Source organism: uncultured Virgibacillus sp. (assembly GCF_947495635.1).
In the GTDB taxonomy this organism is placed as follows: Bacteria; Bacillota; Bacilli; order Bacillales; family Amphibacillaceae; genus Virgibacillus; species Virgibacillus salarius.
On the sequence record NZ_CANMAB010000205.1, the window covers coordinates 1 to 1,066 of the forward strand.

Consider the following 1,066-nt stretch of genomic DNA (forward strand, 5'->3'; position numbering starts at 1 on the left):
TGGGATCAGATTCATTTCGCTTATTGTAAGCTATTACTGATTGTTGCCCCATACGGTTTACTTGGACATAAACAGGATCATAATCATAACCAGCATCCATTGTTTGATAACGTAAAGATGAAAGAGATAGACGTTCATGAATGCCCTTCAATAAAGGAATGGCTGCTTTTCCATCATTTAAACTGCCTGAAGAAAACAAAGACTGCAAAATGTATTGACTTGATGTGCCAACTGCTAGATGTCCTTTATAGCCATACCAGAACACATTTTTACCTTCACTGTTTTTCTTTATGCCCCATTTCGGATCTTGAGGAACTTCGTTCCTCAGTTCTGTTAGTGGTACAGGTAACTGAGCTTCAATCTTTTTTTCGTAAAGTGGAAGGCTTGCTTCCTTTTTAGCTTGTTCTTCCAACCATTGTTCTCGTTCTGCCTTTGATTTACGACCACGTTTTTTCGGTTCTGTCTTTGTTTTTTCTTCTTTAGCTGGAGCTTGATCACGTGCTTCAAAATGAGTTGCATCGATTGCAACGGTATCATCGATAATGAAACCTTCTGCAATCGCTTGAAATAAAACTGTCTCTTGTGCTAATTCAAGTGTATTAGAATCACTGAGTTTAGTGATCAATCGAGAATAAGCAGCCTCCGAAGGAGTCTCATCAGATACAAGAAATCCGCAGTTCCATTTGAACAGTGGGTCGTCTTTCAGACGTTTAATCAAGTCTTTAATTGTTGGAATACGTTCAATTATACGAACGCATAATGAGATAATCATTGCGGCATAGTTGAGCTTGACCGGTGCTCCAAGCCTTGATTTCTTGTTCACTTGATATAAGATTGCGTCCACATCTATTTCTGAAATGATTGCTTCATAACGTTGGGTAGGTTCCATTTCCAATAAGTCATAGATGTCAAATAAGCTCTCTTGTCGTATAATAGACATAGGGAGTCCCTCCAGTCTTTTGGTTAGTTTGGTCACTTACCATTATACTAGACTTGGGGAGGTACTCCATTTTTTATGTCTTAAACCCATTGAGCCACAAAGGCTCATAATTATGAAATTCACTAA

General features: G+C 38.5%; 1 protein-coding gene. It reads right to left on the bottom strand.

Annotated elements, in window-relative coordinates; translation table 11 throughout:
• The coding region (locus Q1A47_RS20485) for a transposase (RefSeq protein WP_299632743.1) at positions 1–940 on the bottom strand (940 nt) is incomplete at its 3' end.
• Positions 941–1,066 lie beyond the last annotated feature (126 nt).